Source organism: Dysosmobacter segnis (assembly GCF_014297285.1).
GTDB classification, from domain to species: domain Bacteria; phylum Bacillota; class Clostridia; order Oscillospirales; family Oscillospiraceae; genus Oscillibacter; species Oscillibacter segnis.
Map to the genome: position 1 here is coordinate 34,620 of NZ_JACOQI010000021.1, position 18,292 is coordinate 52,911.

Here is an 18,292-nt window from a genome sequence, read left to right on the forward strand (position 1 = left end):
AGCTATCTCCCTATATTCTGATCCAGCCACCATTCAAGGACTGGTAGTTTCTTGGCCGCCTCCGCATACAGAGGATGGATGTATCCGACGATATCCGGGGAAAGAAATTTTTGAGCTTCCCATAACTGTCGGTATTCTGCCGCTTTCTCTCGATACAACGCCGCAGCGGCTTCTTTTTCCTGTGCTTCTCGCCGGCGAGCTTCCAGCAGAGCGGATCTCTCTGCCATGCTGGGACGCTCGCCGGTGAGACCAAGCCCAAAATCACAGTTGAGCTTCAGGCACGCTTGCGCGAAACTGAGTCCAAACAGCCGCATTACAAAATCAATCACGCTGCCGCCGGCGCCGCATCCGAAACAATGCCAGCCGGTTTTACTGCCGTCGTAGACTTTCAGGCTTCCGTGGTTGTCTCCGGTATGGAAGGGACACTGGATATAACCGCCGCGATCCGGATGAAAGCCATACAGCTCCACCACCTGACGAGCTGTCAAATGTTCCTTGATCTGTCGGGCCAGATCATTCCCAGGCATCCGCGGCCAGCTCCTTGTAATTCAGGATGGCAGTCAGGTGCTTGGTGGCTTTACAGTAGTCGCAATGCTCGCAGCGGGTCGGTTGAATGCGACCTTCCTTGATTGCCTGGTATCGCGGCGCCCGGTCCTCCACTTCAGCCAGCTTGGCAGCCAAGTCCTCGTCTGCGATGTAAAGGGCCTCCAGATCAGGGGATTCTTCCTTCGTGCCAACTGCCAGAACGAACGGCAGCATATTGCCCTCGATGGCCTGATAGATGGCTCCCTGAATGTCATAGCCATAAAACTCGATGAACGGGATCTTGCAGTGATCCTCGGCCGACCACACATCCGCCATATCCTTCATGGCTTTCTGGTCCACAATGGCCCCATCACAAAAGCCCAGTGCGGCTGCCGTATTAGGGAAACGCTGCACAATGGCTTTGCAGGTGTCGCCATCCAGCAGGCTGTCGATTTTGATTTTGAACGGTACACCGGCAATCTCGCCGGTACGGATGACCTGCTTTTTGCCGGACATCAGAAGCATATACAGCTCATCCGACTGCATACGCACAACTACCTCGGTAGCCCGGAGATATTCAGCCTTCAAGGTACCGTCCCGCTTGAAGATCTCCGGGTGCTGTGCCTGATAAAGGGGCAGCTCACCAGAAAACCATGCGTCAATGTAGCCGCCGACCAGAAGGGCCGTGGAGGAAGGGGGATGGTACTCCCCCTTCAGCTCCGCCAGCGCCGCCGCTTCACATTTCTCGAAAGCCTTAAACTGCGTGGAGCCCATGTAGGCCATGTTCATTTCAGGCGAGTAATAATTCTCAGCCGTAACAACAGGTAGGGCCATCACAGCACCTCCCCGGTCTCCGGATCGACCTGGATGTGCTCAGGATCGAGTTCCTGCTGCATTTCTGCAGCGGTTTCAGCTTCCTGCTGCATTTCTGCAGCGGTTTCAGCTTCCTGCTGCATTTCCGCAGCGGTTTCAGCTTCCTGCTGCGTTTCCGCAGCGGACGCAGCTTCCTTTCGCTTCTGAGCACAAGCCGCGCAGAGGGGAACGCCGTAATGCTTGATGGTATAGCCGGCAAGCCAGCGGGCATCTTTTCCCATGGCCGGTTCAATCGGCTGCTTACAATCCGTGCAGGGCGGTACCGGTTCCTGTTTCTGCACGCGGGGCTTATAGGGCCGGATGCGGATGCCGTCAGTCATACCGCCATCCTGCGGGTCTCGGACATTATGATCCACAAAAAGCTGGATCTGCTTGCCAACCAGCGTGGATGCCTTGGCGTCGCCGAACAGCTTTCGCAGCGTCTTTCGATTGGTCGAATTGACGATCAGCGGCCGGACCTGCATAATGCCCGGCACACGTTCTTCCGTGAAGGAAAGCACGTCCTTGTTCTCTTTTCCACGCTGGAGCGTCACGGATCCATACCAGAGGCCGGCAATCGTGAGTACCGGCTCCACACCGTCATCGATGTCTTCGGCTCCAAGATATTCGGATTCCCGCATCTGGCCCAGGCGCTCATCTCCGGTCAGCTGGCGCAGTCTATCTTTCGTCATCATGATTACATTCCTCCGTTTGATCTGATACTCTTGGAATAGCAGCATCCACGATAGCCATAATAAAACGGCATTCCTCATAACAAATATTGGTATCCGCCTTGATGATGATATCCATGATCTTGGCTGCAGCCTTCATCAGGTTTGCCATTCTATACGGCGGGACATAAAAGCCGGTAGTTGTGAGGAGACGCTCTTTTTCAGCCTGTAAACGTTCCGCAGCAGTCACAGCTCTGTCACCTCCAGCGCATCGGAGTCCGTCACCCGCGTGGCGATCAGCTGGAGGCCCTTCTCCTTGCACTTGGCGTACAGCCGATCCCGGCTCTCCTTATCCAGCCGCTCAGCGCCATCCACAAGGATGATCTGAAGCTGGCCAGGCTTGCTGACAGAAATATCCACGCACAGCTCCAGCAGCTCACCGTCAGACAGGTTCGAGATGGGCAGGCCCCGGATCAGCGGCACGCCGTTTTCCACGGTCAGGCCTTCCACGGGGATCTTGGCGGTTTCAAGGATCTTCGCCGGCAGCTCTCTGGCCAGCTCGATTTTCCGGGTGAACTCAGAGGATTGCTCCGTGAGATCTTCCAGTTCCGCCTGCATGGCTACCATGCGCTGGTACTCGTTGAGGTGCTTCCGCATCTCCTCGGCGGTATCCAGTTCCTGTGAAAGGGCTGTGGTATCCACCGGCTCCCGGCCTGCGTAATCCGCCGCAACGCCCATATCCTTCTCCAGCTTGGCTGCGGCAGTCTCATATTTGGACTGCACCACATCGGCCTTTTCCTGCCGGCGCTGTTCCATGCCGGACAATTTTTCTTCCGTGGCCTTCAGCTCCGCTTTCAGGCGTTCCATCGTGCCGGTCAAGGACGCACGTTCTCTGGCAATATCACTGTCAATGGCAGCCAGATCCATATCCCGCTGCGCTTCCAATCCCCGGAGTTTGGCGTCATAGCCGCTGCGGAATGCCTTTGCCCGCTCAATACGGCTGTTCTGTTCCCGCAGCCGTTCCAGCTCCCGGTATTTCTCTCCGGATGGATAATTGTTCCAGCGGTCATAGTCATAGCCAGATGGAATATCTTTGGCGATATCCGCTATAAAAGCCTGCTTGTTGCGGATATCCCGGTTGATATTCTGCCGAGACTGGAAGTAAATGCCGTTCTCTGCCTGAATATCATTCAGGACTTCCAGAATGTGCTGGCCGTAATCCACACCCTGTGGGATCTCACCGAACTGCTCCTTGATCCAATTCATATCCCACTGAAATTCAATGAGGTTCAGGATCTCCCGGTTTTTCTCCTGACGGGAGAGCTGCGTAAACTTCACCGGATCCAACTGGAGCGGCGTGAAGATCTGGGCCAAGAACTCAGCTGGTCTTGTCTGAAGCATGGAGCCGTCCCGCACCTTCACCGTGCCGGCGGATTTGGCGGGCAGGGCCTTCCGGTCAATGGACAGGCCGGTATTGGTCTCAATGATGATTTCGCCCTCATCGGCGCCCTGGTGAACGATATAGTCCCGGTCAGAACGGTTGGTGAGGGCATAACGGATGGCATCCAGCACAGATGTCTTTCCGCTCCCCTTGGGGCCGGAGATCTCCACGGACTTCCCATCAAGGGTAGTCTCCCGGATGCCAAACAGGTTTTTGATCGTAATTTTTGTGGTTTTCATTGACATTCTCACTTTCTACCCCTATGATAGGGGTGAAGTTGTTCGGCATGGTGCCGATCTGCCCCTGACAGGTGTGCGAGACCTGCCAGGGGCATTTCTTTTTATAGAACAACGTGGACGGAACCTTCAGACACTTCCTGCTCCAGTCTGCCTTCCAGATACTTCTTGATGGTTTCCCGGGCAGTCAGACGCCACATGCCGCCGTCAGCCTCGATGAAGCTGATACCACGGTCGCTGACGCGAATCAAGAAGATGCTCTCCGGCTGCTCGACTTCCTGGAAAGTACGATAGGGCCGGAGCTTCACCAGCGGACGGATCTGCTCGTTGGTCTGGAGTGCTACTCCCTTCTGGGTGGTAATAGTGGTGGCGATCCCGTTATCGTTGTAGATCACCTTGGCTCCCAAAGAGATGTCGCTGACCAACTTCATGGCATAGAGCGTGTCCGGGGTCTCCTGGAAACGGGTGCGGAGGGCGATCTGCGCTTCTTCAAAGCCAAGGGTCACCTTCTGGTCCCAGCCGGGAACGTCTGTGGCGTGTGCTTCATAATAGACCTGCCGGAAGCAGCGCTCGTCATAATCTTTGGACTGGCCGAAGCAGCGGACAGTCTTGCAGTCCGGAACGGCGATGTACAGCGGGGCGTCCATCTCGCTTGCTTCGGTTCTGACCATCGTTACCAGTGCGTCCAGACTGTTCAAGTCCAGCGTATACGGATGGAAGATGGTCGGCAGCAGTTCCTCGATGTTACCGTCGCTGGTAACACAGAATGTGGAGCCGTTGACATTAGTAATGAGCGGCTGCGTGGTCTTCTGGATGTGTTCGATAAATTCTTTCAGCATGGAATGTTCTCCTTACATAGCGGTTTTGACCAGTTTCAACATAGGCGGAGCATCCTGCTCCGTACCGTCTACAGCCATTTGACCGGGAATCTGCGGTACCATTTCAACAATGGTATCTTCATCAGCCACGTACAGGGCCGTGGTCACGGGATTAGTTGCTGCCAGCTTAGATGTGGCCACACAGCTCACAGTAATGTTCTGCCTGGTATCATCAGGTTTGAGCGTGAGGGTAATCGTCAGCTTGCGTGCCGCAGTGGCAGACGTGTTGGGGTCCAGGATGTTATTCAGCAGGCTGGACATCTCATAGTCAGCCCGCTCCTGAATCGCTCCACGCGCCATCTGCAGGATTGATTTTTGGATGCCGGAATCCATAAGACTTCCTCCTTTCTTTCGTAATAAGGGCTCCAGCCCTCTGCCGGACGCCCCGCGGCTAACCTGCTCGGGGCGGCCCGGCAAAAAGAGAGTTGCGGGCGCCGGGAACGCCCGACAGAAGGCTGGATATATACAGGATCATGCGCTGGCTGTTGTTTCCTTTCTGCATGGGCCAATAGCATGAAGCAGATCCTTGACGCTCTGGGCACCGTGAAGATCCGCAATCATGGAATAAATCTTACCGTATCGGTGCGCATAGACAGCGCCACACTGGGGGCAGACATGGGCCGGGTGGCCGTTCAGATCAATGGAGAGGGTAGCATCCTGGCAGCGAGCACAGTACAGCATCATAGGGCATCTCCTTTACGTAATCCGGAAAGATCGATCTCGCAGATCTCGGCGCAGATCCTCAACATCACCACGGAGGGCCGCACAGATCGCGAGCATTTTCGGAAGAGGTACTTTCAGCTTCTTCGCAACATGCGTTGTCAGCAGCACCCAGGCCAAAATAAGGCTTTTCGTATCACCTTTAGCCCGGATAGAAGCGTTCAGGCCACCTGTGGTGATTTCCAAATGCGCCTCTTTAAACTGTTTCATATTCATTCCTCCTGTGCCACCCAGTAGACGGTGGCGGTTTTGACGCCCATCCGCAGGGCCTCGGCATGGCTGCCGACGCACAGATCGATGTGGCGGCCATCAACGCCAGAGCCAGTATCGTCGGCGCGATAGTAATGGATCTCGCCGTCACCATAATCCACCAGCACGTCGGCGCCCAGCGGGATCACGGAAGGATCTACCGCCATGGAGACATAGGGCGTGGCTCTGCGGCCGCTGGCGGTGATGCCATATGCCGGGTGATCAGGGGCCTTCCCGCAACACTGCTGGCAGATGCAGTAATGGGTCACGGTCACGTTATCCAGACGGTGGGCCGACGCGAGCAGCGCCGCCTCGATCAGCTCATTCTCCGGTTCTTCCGGCTCCTGCGCCGGGGTATCATCCCCGGACAGCCGCCCAGTGTCGAAAACGGCAGGCTCGTCCTCCGTGGGAGTGGTAGGCTCCTCGGCGGCCTTGACGGAGATCGCCAGAGCCACGCAGCCGGTCAGTCCCGCAAGGATCAGCGCCAGAATTGCGTTGCGCCGCCATGTCTGAGCGATTGCTTTTGCCTCTCGGGCCCTCCGGTGCGCCTGCCGGGCACGTTTTGCAGAGGCTTCCAGCTCCGCGGCGGCATGGTGCTCCTGCGCCAGCCATACGGTCTGCAGCGCGTCCACGTCGGCCCGGAGCTGGTCAACCTGCCGACGGATCTTCTCAGTTCTTTGACTCATCTCGTCCCCTCACTATCTGCGCCAGTTCGATGTCTGTAAAATTCAGGATACTGTCCAACAGCTCCAGTTCGTCCAGGCGAAAGGGCGTGTCCCCTAATAGATGCCGACTCAGCCATTTGTCTTTGACTCCGAGATCCTTACAGAGCTCTGTTGCCGAGCGATATCCTCTGGCATGATACTTACTTTCGATCATATTCCGGCGGAAGATGTCTTGCGGCCCCGCACGCTTGTCCCATTCGCTCCGCCGGCTTGGCTTTTTGATTGGCTCTTTAATCGGCTTTTTGACCGGCTTGCACCGGACGATCTGCCCGGTCTGCTCGATGTGAACAGTCTGCTCGATCTGCCGGTGGGCCGCATCCGTCTTGGGGCTCATGCGGATCGCCTCCCTCGCTGCGTGGCGGGGTCGGGGAAATAGATGTGCATCTCCTCTGGGCTGATTCGGCAGAGTTCCATGGTTCGGTACATTTCCTCGATATTCCATGCGGTATTACCCTGCATTCTCTGGCTAATCGCGCCAGGGGAGAGGTGCAGCGCATAGGCCAGATCAGTCTGCGATAGCCCTAACTCCCGGAGACGGGCAGACAGTTTTCCGTAGCGTGGTATCTTCATTCGGGCACTTCCTTTCATAGTTTCTGTGGTGGTTAAGAGGCCTGCTTTTTTGCATCTTGGTCGACTGATGGCATGCATGCCTTCAGTTTTACGCTCGCATAAATGCGAGTTTTACTGTAAAAAAATTTGAATTGCCTCTTGCGGCGTCATATTAAGGATTTCCACAAGCTTGTGCATTTGTTCTACCGTAAAAGAAAGGCCATCTGCCTTCATTTTTCTCGAAAAAGTACTACTATCAACGCCGAGTCTTTCGGCAACTTCCTCCTGCGTCATTCCGCACTCCGCAATCTTGCCCTTTAGCTTTGCCATATTCGTACACACAGTTCCACCTCCAATCTCGCATAAATGCGAGTTCATGTGTCTATACTATCTCGACAGGTCTACTTTGTCAATAGCTGATTTCGCATTTTTGCGATTTTTTGTAAGTTTTTTGCAAAAGCATCTTGCGTTTTTGCAAGTTGCGATATATATTAAATTTAGAAGGAGGAATGTTAAATGTCTACAGGACAGAGAATGAAAGCTCGCCGTAAGGAATTAGGGCTATCTGCAGAGTATATTGCTAACCATCTCAATCTTTCACCTGCGACAATTTATAGATACGAAAACGGAGACATTGATAAGGTCCCTGGTGATATACTTGAACCTCTCGCCGCTATTTTGCAAACAACCCCAGCCCATTTAATGGGATGGGACGATTATTCAAACCCAATTGAGTTTACTGTTTCAACAGATGAACTCCAGAAATACTTGACAGAAGAAGATAGCACAAAGCACTTTTTCGATATTACCCACAAAATACGGCCAAAAGCAGGGGCCAAAAGCAGCAAGAAAGCCTTTGCGGAAAATTTACAACACTACATGGATCAAGCAGGCATAGACCAAAATAAGCTCTGCGAAGATCTGAATTTTAAATATTCCACCGTAAGCGGGTGGCTAAGCGCTGAAAAATATCCCCGGATCGACAAAATTGAAATACTATCTCACTACTTTGGCATTAAGAAAGCAGATTTAGTAGAGGACAATAATAAAACTGATAAATTAGGCCGTATATTTGTTGATGTAACAACAGCTCTAAATCTGAATATTCCGGAGATGCAAGAAGATCTCGGAGTTGATCGGAAAACCATTGAGCGCCTGATCATCAACAAGAATACTTTTCTCAAGAAAGAATTTAAACTTCTTGAAGAAACTTACGGTGTTCCAGTTTCTGTATGGGCGGGTGAAAAAACGTTCGGTGCCTGGCTTCATGCACTGCTTCATAGCCAAGAAAATGCAAAAATCTATAAATTATATGCGCAGTTGAATCCCGAGGGACAGGCAAAGGCTGTTGATATGTTGGACGATATGGTATTATCCGGAAAATATAGCACATAAAAAACCGCCCCCGACTGAGAGCCGGAGCGGTGAAAGAGGAGTTTTTGCGTATGAATCGAATGAGGCCTCTGTGCATGTTTTTCTTGATCATGACGGGCTATATACTATTGGCGTACCTCATTTTTCCTGTCGAAGACAATATATGGAAAGTACCAGATTACTACTTGGCGATCTCCGTATTAACATCCAGTGCTTTCGTCGTACTATACGAGCGTTGGCAGAAAAGGCGGAAGCCAAAGCATCTCCCCAACGAGCCTTTGGTTATCAGTGATGAACTGTTGGAGCCCGCCGCAAGCACAGTCATTACTACCGGGCAAGCTTCTATCTCTATGATACAGAGGCGCTTGGGAGTCAGCTACACACGCGGTGCGGAGCTTATGGATCTGCTTGAACAGGTTGGAGTAGTTAGCCCACTCGATAAAAAGAATTCACGTAAAATCTTGCTAACGAGAGAGCAATATAGGCGATATAAGCAAAGCCTTTTTACGCTTTCTAATGTCAGGGCGAGTACTGTAGAGGATGAACTCGCCTGTGTCGATGCTATGGAAGGGCATGACTTTGAACATTGGGGAGCTGATTTGCTCCGGGATCTTGGCTTTACAAAAGTCGAGGTTACACGGGGAAGCGGCGATCAAGGAGTAGATATTCTCGCAGAAAAAGACGGTATTCGTTATGCAGTTCAATGCAAGCGCTATCACAGCCCATTAGGAAACAAGCCCGTTCAGGAGGTCCATGCCGGCAAAGAAATGTATCAGTGTCAGATTGGCGCCGTAATGACAAACCGGTACTTTACCCCTAGTGGCCGAGAAATCGCAGAAAAGACCGGGGTCTTATTATGGGATCGCGACTGGCTGCGAGACGCCATCAACCGACGTCAAATTGGATAAAATAAAAACCGCCCCCGGTGCTACCAACACCGAGGACGGTATGTGCGCAAGCCCCTTAACCACCACAGAAAAGAGAACCAGACAGTGCTACAAAGACACCACCACTGCGCCCTTTTATCTTACCACGAAAGGGCGCTGGTGGCAAGATGAAAGGAGTTTTTATGTCAGAAAGAAAAAATGAGGCCGCATGGATCGAGAGCCGGAGCCGCTGGCAGATCAACGTACAGGACAACGGCATCCGCAAGACCTTCACCAGCGCCCTCGCTGGCCGGCGCGGCAAAGCTGACGCCGAACGGAAGGCAGAGAAGTGGTTGAAGGATCATACAACCTCCGAAAAAACCCGGGTGGATGTGTTCCTGGATCAGTATACCGACTACCTGAAGGAAACCAAGAGCAAGAGCCACGCTTCACAGTACAGTGGTTTTATCCGCCTCTACATCCAGCCCGTCATCGGCGTGTTCCGCATGAACAAGCTTACTGAAGGCGACCTGCAGGCCGTGATTGACCTGGCATATTCCAAGAATAACCTCGCCGATAAGACGCTACGGGATGTCCGGGGCTGTCTCTTGAATTGGCTGAAATGGTGCCGGAAGCGGGGCAAGACCAGTCTGCACCCGGAAGATCTCACTATCCCCGCCGGCGCCAAAAAGTCCGAGAAAAGAATTGTGTCGCCAGACGGCCTGAAAACGCTCTTCTCCTGCAGCACAACGCTGTGGCGCGGGAAACCTACAGAGGACTTCTATATCCACGCTTATCGCTTTGCGGTCCTGACCGGGCTCCGGCCGGGGGAACTGCGTGCGCTGGAGGACAAAAACGATATTCAAGGCACGAGGGTCACTGTCCGGGGCGCTATCAATGTTCACGATGAGGCCACGCAGGGGAAAAATAATAACGCCCGGCGGACCTTCCAGATGTCAAATCTGGCTACAGCTGAGGTTGATGGCCAGAGGGCCATGTTGCGGCAATGTGGAATCGTAACCCCCTATCTGTTCCCTGCTCCGGACGGTGGCCCTATGAAGCATGACCACTTCTATCGTTGTTGGCGGCGTTATTGCACGTCCAATAATATCCCTGTGGTATCGCTCTACGAACTCCGGCACACCTATGTCAGCGTCAACAAAGAGATGCCGGAGGGACTGAAGAAAATGACAATCGGACACAGTCAGGATATGGACACTGAGGGGACCTACGGGCATCAGATGGCCGGAGATTTGGCGAAGGCAGCCGCCTTTACTGAAGAGGCATTTTCTGAGATCATCAAGGCGAAATGAAAAGTGTGTACTTTTGTGTGTACCTGAGCAAAAAAGTCACCCTGTAGCCGTTGTGGCTACAGGGTTTTCTTTGGTACGCCCGACTGGATTCGAACCAGCGGCCTTTAGAGTCGGAGTTATCAGGCCGTCAAGCCGGAAACCGCTACGGCGCAAGGGCTTGGTTGAGATTGCACAAATTTCCGCCATTTTGAAGAAAAGCCTCGGAAGCCTTGCAAGGCAGGGCTTCCGAGGCTTTTCGCGGTAGTAGTCAAATAGTAGTCTGCGCGTTATGCCAGCAACTCCATCAATTTCCTTGCGGCATCCATGCAATCCCGTGCTTCCCCTTCGGACACAGGCATATAAGAGTCAGATGGATAGCGGGTTTCAATATAAAACTGGTTTACATACGCACAGTCTCTGAGGTTACCTTTCAACGGTGCCCCTGCCGCAGTTGCCTTTCTGCACAGAAATACAAGGCTATGTCCATCCAACAATTCGCCTGTCGTTTTGAGCAGCCAGCCCTTCAGCATCTTCTCCATCGCCTGTTGGCAATGAAACGCGACTAAATCGTTACCGCCGTCATGCTCCATTAAGATTTCCGCGCCTCGCAGGTCATGTGCCGCTTTTTCAAACCAGTCCTTATAACGGAGGCTGTCACCCATAAAGTACAACCCCTTCCCTGTTCAGCTTGTGGGCAAAGCTCTGGCTATCTGCCACGCTGTGTTCCCACTCCTCCGGCGTATACAAAAGGAAGTCAATCGGTGTATCAGATTCCGTATCACAATACAAATCTGTCAGCAGTGAGCGCTTATCATTGGTCGACGCAATGATGCAAAGGTCAATATCACTCTTTGCTGTCGCGGTTCCCTTCGCCTGTGAGCCAAACAGCAGGATCTTCTGCGGATCACAGAGCTGGATAACCTGTTCTCGAATCGCGTTTAGCTTTTCCACTGTATCGCCCCCTCACAGCCAATTCTCTATTTGCAGTATAACATGATATTCTCAAAAATAAAACGATTTTTATGGCAGTTTCTTTCAGCCTTCTCAATGCTTTCTGAACACGGGTGCGACTCGGTTCATTTGTGCGACCTTATCGATGAATTCTTTCAAGTCCTCAATGTAGGTATAGGGTGCGTACTCAGAATAAATCTCAGGAGAGTCCAGAATAACAATTTGAACTCCATCCGCTCTCAGCGCCTCCAGTGTGCCAGGTACACAACGCGCCTCATTAAGTGTCTTGCATCGGTAAGCAATGCAGCCCTGTTGATCAAAGATTTTTGCAACGATATATATCTTTTTATCGCCCATCAATATTAATTGTCCTACTACAAAAAAATTCTTTCCCGAAAGCTCTACACTCTAAACTTTTGGTCGAAGATATGACTCACATACAGAACTGTCAGTCTCTTTCCATGGCACTGATCACTTTTCGGATATTCTCGGCCTGTAAATAGAAAGGAGCCAAGCTCTGTTTTCCATAGCGCATATAGTCCCGCTCACTTGTCAGTTGAATCAATAATTCAGTAAAAAACTGCTCCCAACTGAAGTATTTAGCAGAGTCGATATATTCCTCCGGCCTCTCTAAGATATCCGCAAGTTTTGCGTTATGAACGATTCCTGATTTCAAAATCAGCCACTCAAAGGACTCTGGCAAATAAAGCATTACTTGGCTCGGATGCAATTTCAAAAAGCGATAGATTTTTTCCATCTCTGCGCCGAACGCCGCGCCATCCGCAATCACCAAGGTCTTATCATTTGAACGCTCTTCCAAGCAAGCATAAATATTCGATTTCCCATTTGCGGCTTCACAGCGCACATGATATTGCTCCGCGATTTTTGAGAGCATCTGATACCCACTGTTTGAATCCTCGGTCAGAATGCGGTCTGAGCGATCCATCTCACTTGCGGCATGCTCAAGCGTTCCATAGTAGGGATACGCTTTGTTGTAAGTACATTTCTCACGGCGAGTTGTAGTTCGCAGTTCTAAAACCGCTTCTACGCTATACGGCAATTGATATAGGCTTTCTCTTGTGATGAGAACATAGTAATTGCTTGACCCACAAATTGCCTGTGCAAAGGCACGAGAAGAAACGAAAGCATTTCCTTCGTCTACAAAAACGATGCTGTCTTTCATGCGGCTCAACTGACTTTCCCAGTCACGGGAAGTTAAAGTCCGGCATGGCTTATCGCATTGAACAGCAACTCCGCTCTGTGCCCCCAACTCCTCGTAATCTCGCAGCATCCCCAACATGGTTGTTTTTCCTGTTGCGCTATCACCTCGTATCACTGTGATATTTCGCTCCAGCTCCAAGGCAAACTGGACTCTGCGGTTGCGAACAACGATACTATGTTTTCCTTTCATGTCCGCCTCCGCTTATACATATCTCGCTGCAATCGGCAACAACTCTTCCATGTTATGAACGATACTGTTATCATTCAAAACCTTGGCCGTAAATTTTGCCTTATCAAAATCCATAATATGACGCAAGTTGATCGTAACATCTTTTGCTTTTGCCAGTTCAAGAATAAAACGTGCGCAGTTATCTCCGCATGTTGAAGCATTGAACACTTCATCCGGGCAGTTTTTAATAAGCAGCAGAGTTTTTACACCACCGGACAATTCGGTTGGGGGAATAATACCAAGTACAGGACTTTTGATTGCCTGCGCGTCGATCACGTCTGAACCATCCACTTTTTTGATAACTTTTTTTGCAAAGTCATCGAGAATCCAACTGTCTTCATAAGTGTTTTTGAAATAGATCTCAGTATTATAAATTGCAGACGGCATATCTCCAAAATAAATGTTCAACATAGGCTGCAATTCCTCATTTCTAAATATTCTATACAGATTCAAAGCATCTTTAGAATTTGCAAAAAATTGTTTTCTTTAAGCAGATGGATCGTTCGTAGTATAACACAATACGTGCAAAAGTAAAAGTTTAATTCCTATGCTTGCCTGATATTCATTCAAAAATGCCAAATCACGATTTAGTAAATCGTGATTTGGCATTTTCGTATTTCCGCAATCGCAGAGATAAACCGCAATCGGTGATCAAACAGCATTCTATCTCTGTCCAAATGATATTTTTATTCTACCGTTGGCTAAGGCAAATGGAAACTCCAGATCCTTTATGAACTGTGCATCAAGTGTCCCATGCGCTTCGGTGAACTGAAAAAGATGCTAAAGCCAATTACAAATACGGCGCTGACAAATGCTCTCAAAGAGTTGGAAGCCGATGATTTGATACAACGAATCCAGTACAATGAGATGCCCTTGCGAGTTGAATATTTCCTTACTGAGAAAGGTCGTGACCTGCTGCCGGTCTTTTACGCCATTTCCCAATGGGGAATGAAATATATACCATGATCCTAACTATATTAACATCTATTAAAATAAGATTAGCCGGGAGGCATTGGCATTGAGCCAACTTCCCGGCTTTTTTCTTATGCATTTTCTACCGCTGCGAAGACTTCAGAAAGCAAATTGATTCATGAGAGTTGATAACTCCCACCGCCTGCAAATAGGCATAGATGATTATGCTCCCCACAAACTTCATGCCCCGCTTTTTCAAGTCTTTTGAGATGGCATCAGATAATGGTGAGCTGACCTTGTCTACTTCTTGGATGATTTTTTCATCTGTCCAGTGCCATAAGTATCGGTCAAAACTGCCCCACTCTTGCTGTATCTTTTGAAACACTTGTGCGTTGACCACTGCAGCTCGTATTTTCAGCCGGTTACGGATGATTCCAGAGTCCGCTTGCAGAGCCGTCAATTTTTCTTCGCTATAAGATGCCACTTTCCGTAAATCAAACCCGTCAAAAGCACGGCGAAACGCTTCCCGTTTATTTAAGACACATTCCCAGGTGAGGCCTGCCTGAAAATTCTCCAAAATCAACATTTCAAACAGCATATGGTCATTGTGGACCGGTCTGCCCCATTCGTCGTCATGGTATCGCAGATAAGTGGTATTAGCCGGGTTCACCCAATGGCATCGGATCTTTCCATCTGCCCACTGCATTCCTTACTCCGCCTCCAAGAGAAAAATAACTGGCCGGATGCCGTCTGGACATGCAAACACACCAACCCTATCATCTTTCAGCCAAGTGCCAGACGGCTGAACCAATTTCCCCAAGGATATCATGGCTTCGCCGCGCTGTCAAAAGGAAACTTTGCCCTAAGCTCACGGACTGCGCCGCATGTGCGAGATCCGTGGGCTTCTCATCCCTCAATCTCGCTGATCTTCACCGGGCGTCCTTCCTTCATGGACTTGGTGGCGGCCGCCGCGATGAGGATTGGCGCCAGGCCGTCCTCCCCGGTGACCTGCGTCTCCGTGCCGTTGATGACCGCCTCGGCAAAGGCCCTCTGCTCGGCGGCAAAGGCCATGGTGTAGCGATCCCACATGATCTTGTAGCAGGGGCTGGAGGACGTGCCGTCTGCCCCATAATAGGTGGCGTTGTTGGGCGTGTCATTTTCATCCATGACCGCGCCCTCGGAGCCAAAGACCTCCACCCGCTGATCGTATCCATACACTGCCTTGCGACTGTTGTCAATGACGCCCATAGCGCCGTTGGCGAATTTCAGGCTCACAACGGCGGTATCCACATCTCCCGCCTCACCGATGGCGGGATCCACCAGCACCGCACCGTAAGCAAAAACCTCCGTTACCTCGGAACCGGCCAGAAACCGGGCCATGTCGAAATCATGGACCATCATATCGTAGAAAATGCCGCCGGAGACCTTCACATAGTCGATGGTGGGCGGCTCAGGATCCCGGGAGCTGATCTTCACCAGGTTTACTTTGCCCACCTTACCTGCCCGGATGGCCTCGTAAACGGCCCGGTGGTTGTGGTCGAACCGGCGGTTAAAGCCCACTTGAAGCTTGACGCCGGCTTTTTTCGCCGCGGCGATGACCTCCTTGACCCGGTCGATGCGGTAGTCCACCGGTTTCTCCACAAACACGTCCTTGCCCGCCTCGGCCACTTTGATGGCGTACTCCGCGTGGAGATCCGTGGGAGAGCAGACCACCACAGCCTTGATCTCCGGGTCATTCAGGATCACATCCGCGTCCTTGACGATGTTGGGGATCCGCAGACGCCGCAAAAACTCCACCGTTTCTTCGCTCATGTATGGGTCAGCGATGGTCTTGATCTCCATTTCCGGAACGAATTTGGCGATATTTTCCGCGTGGACACGGCCGATGCGGCCCGCTCCAATGATACCGATTTTGATGGTTTTCATAAAGTATTCTCCTTTCTCAATCCGCCATAATGGCCCGGACGGCGGTTTTCGTGTCGGTTTTGGGGAACAGCTCGTAGCCGATGAGGCCCCGGTAGCCCGCCTGCTCCAAGGCGGCGAACACCGCCGGGTAGCGGATCTCCCCGGTGCCCGGCTCGTGACGCCCCGGCGCGTCCGCCACATGGATGTGGCCGAACTGGTCGGCATAGGCGCGGATATGGTCGCACAGGCTGCCCTCGTTGAGCTGCATGTGGTACACATCGTACAGCACCTTCAAGTACGGGGAGCCGATGAGCCGGGTCAGCTCGGCGGCCGTGCGGGTGTGGCGGAGGAAGTTGCCGGGATGGTCTGTGGTGACGTTCAGCGGCTCCAGGTTGATCCGGACGCCGCAAGTTTCCGCCCATTCCGCCGCGATTTTCAGCGTGTCGAACATGGTGCAGAGCTTCACGGCGTCGCTGAGGTCGTCATAGGGGCAAAGGACCCTTCCTCCCTCCCCCAGACCGTTTGAGTGGACCGTGACGGACATTGCCCCTATCTCCATGGCGGCGTCCAGAGAACGCCGCAGAAAGGCCTTGTAGGCCGTTTTCTGGGCCGAGTCGATGAGGGACAGCTCCGCGTCGCCGTTGAAGCCGGAAATGCCGACCCCCGCAGCGTCCGCGGCGGCTCGCACGGCGGCGAGATCCTTGTCGGTCCAGCTCCAGAATTCTACAAAATCGAAGCCGTCGGCTTTGGCGGTGCGAAACCGCTCTAAAAAGGGCAGCTCCGTGTACAGTGTCTCAATGCAGGCGGATTTCTGAAAAATCATAGGCCCCTCCTTCTCGTTCCTTGTGCTTTGCACGTTTGTGTTTACGCACATATATAGCAAGTCAAGCGTCCACCGTCAAGGGCTTTTGGAAAATGAAATATATTTCAGCGGAACACCTGAAATTCCACCGTTTTCTTTTTCAGGATTGACAAGAAGCGGTTCCTGTTTTATGATAAATTGTGCAAAAGCACATCACACACGAACGAGGTGATCTCATGGGTTCCAAACCGACGATACAAACCGTAGCCCAGATGGCTGGAGTCTCCCGCGGCACCGTGGATCGGGTGCTGAACGGAAGAGCGCACGTCCGGGAGGACGTCCGGCTCCGGGTGCTGGAGGCCATCCGCCAAAGCGGATACGTCTCCCCCCGGGATACCCACCAGCGCCAATTCCATCAGGCATACCCCCCTATGAAGTTGGGGGTGCTGCTGCCCAACTGGGAGGGACAGTTCCGAACAGAGGTAGACGAAGGCATTGCTCAGGCCCAAGCGGAATTGGAGAGCACCGGGATCCAGATCCTGATCCGGCGATGTGAAACCGACATCCCCGCAGAGGCGTTGAAACTGCTGGACGAGTTGACGGAGGCAGGTGCTGCCGGTCTGGCGGTCTGCGCCGCCAATGATCCCTCCATCACCGCGCGGATCTCCGCTCTGGCAGATGAGGGGATTCCCTGCGTCACCTTCAACTCGGATCTGCCGGACAGCCGCCGCCTGTGCTTTGTGGGACAGGACATCTACAAGGCAGGCCGGATCGCCGGAGGGCTTATGAGCAGGTGCGTTCCCGCCGGGAGCCAGCTTTTGGCCACGGTGGGCAATTTGAAATTTGACGGTCACCGCCAGCGCTTGGCCGGGTTCCGGGATCGTATCCGGGAGGCGGGCTTCCCCATGGAGGATCTGGTGGTGGCTGAGACCTTCAATGATTATGAGACCACCTTCCGGGTGGTGACGGAGGCCATTGACCGGTATCCCCGGCTGCGGGGTATCTACATGGCGAATCTCAGCGTTTCCGGATGCGCCGCCGCCATTGAACAGGCTGGGAAAAAGGGGGCCATCCGGCTCATCTGCCACGATCTGAACGAAAGCGTCCGTCAACTGCTGCTACGGGGCAGCATCGACTTCACGATCCCTCAAAATCTGCGGCAGCAAGGCTACGGCCCCTTGATCCTCCTGCGGGACGTTCTGCGGCGGAAAGCAGCGCCGGACGCTGCCCGCTTTAATCGTCAAATCGACATTGTCTGTTCGGATAATCTGCCGTAGCATCCGTGGCAGGTCGGGTATGGTTCGCAAAGTTACACCCAAGGGTACGCATATGATGCGGCAGAAGAATGATGGGGTAATGGTGCTTATCTTTTGTCAGAGATGGCAGCTGAAACATACACACTCTACACGCACAAATGCAGAAAGTCCCCAAGCCATTGTGATACAACGGCTTGGGGACTTCAGTTCAGTTGAATATAGGATAATGATCGGGGTTATCAGGCCGTCAAGCCGGAACCTCTTGCAGCGCAAGGCTTTCGAGACTTTTCACGGTAGTAGTCAAATAGTAGTCTGTGCGCCCCGCAGGTCATGATATCTGATGGAGCCGCTCCCGCTTTCAGCATACACGAACCGCATACTTCATGCGATTCCTGTACCGCGTCGATTTGAGCAGTCCCAGCTTTTCAAATTTCAGGACAAAGCTGCGGATCGTCGCATAGAATTTTTATTCCTACCAGCGCCCGGTCCCATTCATCAGAACCGTGCGTCCAGTGAAGTCGCAGTGTGCTCTTTTGATGAATGCCGAGCGTGTACTTCTCTCGATGGGAAAACAAATTACGCTCCCTCGTGTTCCTCCAGCAGATCGGTCATGTTTTTCAAACCGATGCCCAATGTGG

25 protein-coding genes and 1 pseudogene are annotated in these 18,292 nt (G+C 52.3%); 5 read left to right on the forward strand and 21 right to left on the reverse strand.

Translation table 11 applies throughout. From position 1 onward, the window contains the following. Positions 1–2 precede the first annotated feature (2 nt). The 13 genes from H8Z83_RS15750 to H8Z83_RS15810 form a co-directional block, all read right to left on the reverse strand. On the reverse strand, positions 3–527 hold the full coding sequence (locus H8Z83_RS15750; RefSeq protein WP_187015946.1) for a CHC2 zinc finger domain-containing protein: 525 nt from the start codon (positions 525–527) through the stop codon (positions 3–5). Beyond that, complete coding sequence (locus H8Z83_RS15755; protein WP_187015947.1) at positions 514–1,359, reverse strand: PD-(D/E)XK nuclease-like domain-containing protein; 846 nt, start codon at positions 1,357–1,359, stop codon at positions 514–516. Before H8Z83_RS15755 ends, H8Z83_RS15750 begins: the two co-directional genes overlap by 14 nt. Next, positions 1,359–2,072, reverse strand: coding sequence for a hypothetical protein (locus tag H8Z83_RS15760; protein ID WP_187015948.1), 714 nt, complete (start codon positions 2,070–2,072; stop codon positions 1,359–1,361). Before H8Z83_RS15760 ends, H8Z83_RS15755 begins: the two co-directional genes overlap by 1 nt. Continuing rightward, a complete protein-coding gene (locus H8Z83_RS15765) occupies positions 2,056–2,298 on the reverse strand; it encodes a hypothetical protein (protein ID WP_187015949.1) in 243 nt (80 codons plus the stop codon). Before H8Z83_RS15765 ends, H8Z83_RS15760 begins: the two co-directional genes overlap by 17 nt. After that, positions 2,295–3,728 (reverse strand): AAA family ATPase, encoded by a 1,434-nt coding sequence (locus tag H8Z83_RS15770; protein WP_187015950.1) that lies wholly within the window; start codon positions 3,726–3,728, stop codon positions 2,295–2,297. The genes H8Z83_RS15765 and H8Z83_RS15770 overlap by 4 nt, the downstream gene beginning before the upstream one ends. Positions 3,729–3,829: 101 nt before the next feature. Beyond that, positions 3,830–4,564 (reverse strand): hypothetical protein, encoded by a 735-nt coding sequence (locus tag H8Z83_RS15775; RefSeq protein WP_187015951.1) that lies wholly within the window; start codon positions 4,562–4,564, stop codon positions 3,830–3,832. 12 nt (positions 4,565–4,576) lie between these two features. Beyond that, the gene (locus H8Z83_RS15780; protein ID WP_187015952.1) at positions 4,577–4,936 is read right to left on the reverse strand and encodes a hypothetical protein; all 360 of its coding nucleotides are present in this window, start codon (positions 4,934–4,936) and stop codon (positions 4,577–4,579) included. A 138-nt stretch (positions 4,937–5,074) separates the two neighbouring features. Further along, entirely contained in the window at positions 5,075–5,287 is a 213-nt protein-coding gene (locus H8Z83_RS15785) for a zf-TFIIB domain-containing protein (RefSeq protein ID WP_187015953.1), read from the reverse strand. A gap of 12 nt (positions 5,288–5,299) precedes the next feature. Further along, a complete protein-coding gene (locus H8Z83_RS15790; RefSeq protein WP_187015954.1) occupies positions 5,300–5,533 on the reverse strand; it encodes a hypothetical protein in 234 nt (77 codons plus the stop codon). 2 nt (positions 5,534–5,535) lie between these two features. Next, a complete protein-coding gene (locus H8Z83_RS15795; protein ID WP_187015955.1) occupies positions 5,536–6,258 on the reverse strand; it encodes a 3D domain-containing protein in 723 nt (240 codons plus the stop codon). Beyond that, positions 6,242–6,631 (reverse strand): hypothetical protein, encoded by a 390-nt coding sequence (locus H8Z83_RS15800; RefSeq protein ID WP_187015956.1) that lies wholly within the window; start codon positions 6,629–6,631, stop codon positions 6,242–6,244. Before H8Z83_RS15800 ends, H8Z83_RS15795 begins: the two co-directional genes overlap by 17 nt. Next, a complete protein-coding gene (locus H8Z83_RS15805; RefSeq protein ID WP_187015957.1) occupies positions 6,628–6,867 on the reverse strand; it encodes a helix-turn-helix domain-containing protein in 240 nt (79 codons plus the stop codon). Before H8Z83_RS15805 ends, H8Z83_RS15800 begins: the two co-directional genes overlap by 4 nt. 111 nt (positions 6,868–6,978) lie before the next feature. Further along, positions 6,979–7,188, reverse strand: a complete 210-nt coding sequence (locus tag H8Z83_RS15810; RefSeq protein ID WP_207732073.1) for a helix-turn-helix domain-containing protein — start codon at positions 7,186–7,188, stop codon at positions 6,979–6,981. Positions 7,189–7,362: 174 nt separating this feature from the next. Between H8Z83_RS15810 and H8Z83_RS15815 the strand changes: the two genes are divergently transcribed. The 3 genes from H8Z83_RS15815 to H8Z83_RS15825 all read left to right on the forward strand — a co-directional run bounded on the left by H8Z83_RS15815 (position 7,363) and on the right by H8Z83_RS15825 (position 10,399). Next, entirely contained in the window at positions 7,363–8,241 is an 879-nt protein-coding gene (locus H8Z83_RS15815) for a helix-turn-helix transcriptional regulator (protein WP_187015959.1), read from the forward strand. 50 nt (positions 8,242–8,291) lie between these two features. Next, positions 8,292–9,128 (forward strand): restriction endonuclease, encoded by an 837-nt coding sequence (locus H8Z83_RS19705; protein WP_243185056.1) that lies wholly within the window; start codon positions 8,292–8,294, stop codon positions 9,126–9,128. A gap of 161 nt (positions 9,129–9,289) precedes the next feature. Further along, on the forward strand, positions 9,290–10,399 hold the full coding sequence (locus tag H8Z83_RS15825; RefSeq protein WP_187015960.1) for a tyrosine-type recombinase/integrase: 1,110 nt from the start codon (positions 9,290–9,292) through the stop codon (positions 10,397–10,399). A gap of 266 nt (positions 10,400–10,665) precedes the next feature. Here the strand turns inward: H8Z83_RS15825 and H8Z83_RS15830 are convergent, their stop codons facing one another. From H8Z83_RS15830 to H8Z83_RS15850, 5 genes are all read right to left on the reverse strand, one after another. Next, positions 10,666–11,040 carry a HEPN domain-containing protein gene (locus H8Z83_RS15830; RefSeq protein ID WP_187015961.1) on the reverse strand — a complete coding sequence of 125 codons (375 nt, stop codon included), beginning with the start codon at positions 11,038–11,040 and terminating at the stop codon, positions 10,666–10,668. Beyond that, complete coding sequence (locus H8Z83_RS15835; RefSeq protein ID WP_187015962.1) at positions 11,033–11,329, reverse strand: nucleotidyltransferase domain-containing protein; 297 nt, start codon at positions 11,327–11,329, stop codon at positions 11,033–11,035. Before H8Z83_RS15835 ends, H8Z83_RS15830 begins: the two co-directional genes overlap by 8 nt. A 93-nt stretch (positions 11,330–11,422) precedes the next feature. Continuing rightward, on the reverse strand, positions 11,423–11,686 hold the full coding sequence (locus H8Z83_RS15840) for a DUF6718 family protein (protein ID WP_187015963.1): 264 nt from the start codon (positions 11,684–11,686) through the stop codon (positions 11,423–11,425). A 91-nt stretch (positions 11,687–11,777) separates the two neighbouring features. Then, positions 11,778–12,740 carry a hypothetical protein gene (locus H8Z83_RS15845; RefSeq protein WP_187015964.1) on the reverse strand — a complete coding sequence of 321 codons (963 nt, stop codon included), beginning with the start codon at positions 12,738–12,740 and terminating at the stop codon, positions 11,778–11,780. Positions 12,741–12,752: 12 nt separating this feature from the next. Then, the gene (locus H8Z83_RS15850; protein WP_187015965.1) at positions 12,753–13,190 is read right to left on the reverse strand and encodes a DUF4869 domain-containing protein; all 438 of its coding nucleotides are present in this window, start codon (positions 13,188–13,190) and stop codon (positions 12,753–12,755) included. Positions 13,191–13,496: 306 nt separating this feature from the next. Here H8Z83_RS15850 and H8Z83_RS15855 point away from each other — a divergent pair. After that, positions 13,497–13,745 (forward strand): annotated as a pseudogene (locus tag H8Z83_RS15855) (winged helix-turn-helix transcriptional regulator); the annotation flags it as partial. 88 nt (positions 13,746–13,833) lie between these two features. On the opposite strand, the gene H8Z83_RS15860 reads toward H8Z83_RS15855, so the two are convergent. The 3 genes from H8Z83_RS15860 to H8Z83_RS15870 form a co-directional block, all read right to left on the reverse strand. After that, entirely contained in the window at positions 13,834–14,397 is a 564-nt protein-coding gene (locus H8Z83_RS15860; RefSeq protein ID WP_187015966.1) for a DNA-3-methyladenine glycosylase I, read from the reverse strand. A 200-nt stretch (positions 14,398–14,597) separates the two neighbouring features. Continuing rightward, positions 14,598–15,617: an inositol 2-dehydrogenase gene (gene iolG, locus H8Z83_RS15865; protein ID WP_187015967.1), complete on the reverse strand. Its 1,020-nt coding sequence runs from the start codon at positions 15,615–15,617 to the stop codon at positions 14,598–14,600. Between the two features lie 16 nt (positions 15,618–15,633). Beyond that, a complete protein-coding gene (locus H8Z83_RS15870; protein ID WP_187015968.1) occupies positions 15,634–16,419 on the reverse strand; it encodes a TIM barrel protein in 786 nt (261 codons plus the stop codon). Between the two features lie 215 nt (positions 16,420–16,634). Between H8Z83_RS15870 and H8Z83_RS15875 the strand changes: the two genes are divergently transcribed. Next, positions 16,635–17,675, forward strand: coding sequence for a LacI family DNA-binding transcriptional regulator (locus H8Z83_RS15875; RefSeq protein WP_187015969.1), 1,041 nt, complete (start codon positions 16,635–16,637; stop codon positions 17,673–17,675). Positions 17,676–18,292: the final 617 nt, after the last annotated feature.

Coding starts and splice junctions, on each gene's coding strand:
- H8Z83_RS15770 (WP_187015950.1), bottom strand. CDS start 3,728: ATGAAAACCACAAAAATTACGATCAAAAACCTGTTTGGCATCCGGGAG.
- H8Z83_RS15775 (WP_187015951.1), bottom strand. CDS start 4,564: ATGCTGAAAGAATTTATCGAACACATCCAGAAGACCACGCAGCCGCTC.
- H8Z83_RS15750 (WP_187015946.1), bottom strand. CDS start 527: ATGCCTGGGAATGATCTGGCCCGACAGATCAAGGAACATTTGACAGCT.
- H8Z83_RS15815 (WP_187015959.1), top strand. CDS start 7,363: ATGTCTACAGGACAGAGAATGAAAGCTCGCCGTAAGGAATTAGGGCTA.
- H8Z83_RS15760 (WP_187015948.1), bottom strand. CDS start 2,072: ATGATGACGAAAGATAGACTGCGCCAGCTGACCGGAGATGAGCGCCTG.
- H8Z83_RS15785 (WP_187015953.1), bottom strand. CDS start 5,287: ATGATGCTGTACTGTGCTCGCTGCCAGGATGCTACCCTCTCCATTGAT.
- H8Z83_RS15780 (WP_187015952.1), bottom strand. CDS start 4,936: ATGGATTCCGGCATCCAAAAATCAATCCTGCAGATGGCGCGTGGAGCG.
- iolG (WP_187015967.1), bottom strand. CDS start 15,617: ATGAAAACCATCAAAATCGGTATCATTGGAGCGGGCCGCATCGGCCGT.
- H8Z83_RS15870 (WP_187015968.1), bottom strand. CDS start 16,419: ATGATTTTTCAGAAATCCGCCTGCATTGAGACACTGTACACGGAGCTG.
- H8Z83_RS15845 (WP_187015964.1), bottom strand. CDS start 12,740: ATGAAAGGAAAACATAGTATCGTTGTTCGCAACCGCAGAGTCCAGTTT.
- H8Z83_RS15875 (WP_187015969.1), top strand. CDS start 16,635: ATGGGTTCCAAACCGACGATACAAACCGTAGCCCAGATGGCTGGAGTC.
- H8Z83_RS19705 (WP_243185056.1), top strand. CDS start 8,292: ATGAATCGAATGAGGCCTCTGTGCATGTTTTTCTTGATCATGACGGGC.
- H8Z83_RS15800 (WP_187015956.1), bottom strand. CDS start 6,631: ATGAGCCCCAAGACGGATGCGGCCCACCGGCAGATCGAGCAGACTGTT.
- H8Z83_RS15755 (WP_187015947.1), bottom strand. CDS start 1,359: ATGGCCCTACCTGTTGTTACGGCTGAGAATTATTACTCGCCTGAAATG.
- H8Z83_RS15805 (WP_187015957.1), bottom strand. CDS start 6,867: ATGAAGATACCACGCTACGGAAAACTGTCTGCCCGTCTCCGGGAGTTA.
- H8Z83_RS15795 (WP_187015955.1), bottom strand. CDS start 6,258: ATGAGTCAAAGAACTGAGAAGATCCGTCGGCAGGTTGACCAGCTCCGG.
- H8Z83_RS15840 (WP_187015963.1), bottom strand. CDS start 11,686: ATGGGCGATAAAAAGATATATATCGTTGCAAAAATCTTTGATCAACAG.
- H8Z83_RS15850 (WP_187015965.1), bottom strand. CDS start 13,190: ATGTTGAACATTTATTTTGGAGATATGCCGTCTGCAATTTATAATACT.
- H8Z83_RS15825 (WP_187015960.1), top strand. CDS start 9,290: ATGTCAGAAAGAAAAAATGAGGCCGCATGGATCGAGAGCCGGAGCCGC.
- H8Z83_RS15860 (WP_187015966.1), bottom strand. CDS start 14,397: ATGCAGTGGGCAGATGGAAAGATCCGATGCCATTGGGTGAACCCGGCT.
- H8Z83_RS15790 (WP_187015954.1), bottom strand. CDS start 5,533: ATGAAACAGTTTAAAGAGGCGCATTTGGAAATCACCACAGGTGGCCTG.
- H8Z83_RS15830 (WP_187015961.1), bottom strand. CDS start 11,040: ATGGGTGACAGCCTCCGTTATAAGGACTGGTTTGAAAAAGCGGCACAT.